We start from the raw sequence: 2,097 nt of genomic DNA, 5'->3' as shown, positions 1-2,097 counted from the left end.
GGCTCTAAGAGCGAAAATTATGCAAAACGCTCATTAAAAAAAATAAGATGAATTACATGGGTTGTAAAAATGGAGGGTGATAATTTGAAAAAAACGATCTTTTTAATATTATTAGTAGTAATTTCTGCGTATCTATTTATTTTTCAATGGAAATTAGCCCCGCGGCCTATTTATTCACTAATTACTAATAGTATCGATTTAAGTAAAGAAAATATAAGTGGATTAAAATTGCATCAAGATATTAACAGCCCATCCTTCATAAAAGAGTATGGGAAAATCCAGTCATTAAATGACAACAATTCTTATGATTATTTCAATCTAAAAAATGGTTTAGTAATTGCTACTGATAAAAATAGCCATATGATTATTAGAATAATTGTTAATGATAATCACGACAAAAAACTAGTGACCCAAAATGGAATTAAGTTAGGGGACCTTTCGGAAAAAGTTGTAAAATTATACGGAAAAAACTATTATAAGAGACAAGAACAAGGGACAGATATTTTAGGATATATTGATAAAAAAAATCAAACAACGCTCGAATTCTGGTGTGTGGAAAATAAAATTCAAATGATCCGACTAGATATTGCATCAATAAATTAACATATAAAGGCCCAGTGACGGACTAGAGCCGGAAGCATGTCACTAGGCCTATTACTAATAAAAAAATCACATCTGCACCCAACCACTTACAATTGCTACTACACCGGCTCCAACGCACACCAATCCAATTGTTTTCAAGTTCCTTGCCGAAGATTTTTTCATAATGAAAGTAATCCCTAAAAACGTTAGGATGATCCCTAAAATAATACTAAACGAAAAAAGTTGGGGTGCAATATTATCAAGAGCATTGTCTATATATCTTTCAATTTTTTGTTCCATATCTGTTAGACCTCCATACAGCTGATTTTTTTCATTACAATGCTTGTAACTTTATTGGATAAGGAAAGAGAAGGATGACACGTTTTCCCGTACCTTCAAGCTACATACATATATATGTATGTATGTGGTGAAAAACAAACTACCTTAAGGCAGTCTATTTTGATTGCAGATTTCTTTGTGAAAATTTTCGAGAACCGTTAGTATTTGCTCATCAAAGATGGGTAACCCAATACCATTAAACAATTCTTGCAGGTGTTTTACCTTTTGCATATATTCATCTGTATCTACTGAAAAAATAATTGGACTCAACCAAATATTTGTTAGTAGCATAAGTGTTTCGGCAGTCTGCTTTGGGTAGTGGATGGAGAGTGAACCGTCCATCATACCTTCTTCAATAAACGAAAGTATATCAGGAGCGCCTGTGTTGATACAGTCCCTTAATTGATTGGCAATAAGTTTAGGACTTTTTAAGATAGATGGAATAGATTTGATTGCATCAAGCTGTCCTTGATTAGCAAAGGACAGCAGAAAAGCACTTTTTAGTTTTTCTAAACCATTTAAACCTGTCATTTTCTTTGTTTTTTCAAAAGGATTATTTTCTAAAGCCAATCGGTTGAGAACTGCGTCGATAATATCTTCTTTAGATTTGAAATGATGATAGAATGCACCTCTAGTCAAATCCCCTAAATCGTCAACAATATTTTGAATGGTTGTCTGTTCCCATCCTTTTTCGAGGAAAAGTTTAGTTGCAGTGTCTAATATACGTTGTTCTGTTATCTCTGGATATTTATTGCGTGGCAAAATATCACCTCCTATACATACATTTATATGTATGTATACTATTATTTACCCATTTGTATGTCAATAGAAAGTAGTCTTTTTCCAAGGGATAGAGGTATTATCCGTCGATTTTATCGCTAAATATCCAATTTTCCACTTATTAAACTCTGTACAGAAACTCATACAGTATTCTTTGTACAGATAATTCAAACAAGACTAGGCTACTGGACAATGTAATCCTTATAAAGACAAAACGCAAAAAAGCGTAGAAAAACAAAAGGCGGATCAGGAGAGGATTGATTATATGTTATACCTCATTAATCAAGGCATTACTAGGGTTTGTGTAGCAATAAAACCAAATCATGCAATAAGTATTAGCGGACATTAAGAAGAGGGTGTCCCCATAGCCATCAAGTTAAGAACAGGGTATAAAAA

General features: G+C 33.0%; 3 protein-coding genes. 1 reads left to right on the top strand and 2 read right to left on the bottom strand.

Annotated features, from left to right (window positions below; genetic code table 11):
- The first annotated feature begins 84 nt into the window (after window positions 1-84).
- Window positions 85-603, top strand: coding sequence for a hypothetical protein (locus HMPREF0083_RS06240; protein ID WP_051354556.1), 519 nt, complete (start codon window positions 85-87; stop codon window positions 601-603).
- A gap of 66 nt (window positions 604-669) precedes the next feature.
- On the opposite strand, the gene HMPREF0083_RS06235 is transcribed toward HMPREF0083_RS06240, so the two are convergent.
- Together HMPREF0083_RS06235 and HMPREF0083_RS06230 are read right to left on the bottom strand one after the other, a co-directional pair.
- The gene (locus HMPREF0083_RS06235; RefSeq protein ID WP_021620300.1) at window positions 670-882 is read right to left on the bottom strand and encodes a hypothetical protein; all 213 of its coding nucleotides are present in this window, start codon (window positions 880-882) and stop codon (window positions 670-672) included.
- Between the two features lie 144 nt (window positions 883-1,026).
- Window positions 1,027-1,683: a TetR/AcrR family transcriptional regulator gene (locus HMPREF0083_RS06230; protein WP_021620299.1), complete on the bottom strand. Its 657-nt coding sequence runs from the start codon at window positions 1,681-1,683 to the stop codon at window positions 1,027-1,029.
- Window positions 1,684-2,097: the final 414 nt, after the last annotated feature.

Source organism: Aneurinibacillus aneurinilyticus ATCC 12856 (genome assembly GCF_000466385.1).
Lineage (GTDB): Bacteria > Bacillota > Bacilli > Aneurinibacillales > Aneurinibacillaceae > Aneurinibacillus > Aneurinibacillus aneurinilyticus.
Note: the sequence above shows the minus strand (reverse complement) of the source record. Positions and strands in the feature narration are given on the sequence as shown.